The 238-nt window shown below is 36.6% G+C and carries 1 protein-coding gene; it reads left to right on the forward strand.

The genetic code is table 11. The features are described 5' to 3' along the window. Positions 1-238: SCO family protein (locus tag SB660_RS23590; protein WP_410585017.1), on the forward strand; the 238-nt coding region annotated here is incomplete at both ends.

Here is a 238-nt window from a genome sequence, read left to right on the forward strand (position 1 = left end):
GCCTTGGTTAGCCATGTTCATATTTACAAATTGCAATTCGATTTGTCCGCCGATGACATATAATATGACAGATGTGCAAAAGTCATTAGAAGATGAAGGCGTAAAGGACTATCAAATCGTAGCATTTAGCGTAGATCCAGAAGTTGACACACCTGAAGTATTAAAAAATTATTTAAAAACGTACTCGGTTGTTGATGATAGCAAATGGCAGCTGCTGACTGGTTATAAGCAAGTATAT

It is taken from the genome of Bacillus sp. SIMBA_005, from assembly GCF_046535585.1.
GTDB lineage: Bacteria > Bacillota > Bacilli > Bacillales > Bacillaceae > Bacillus > Bacillus pumilus.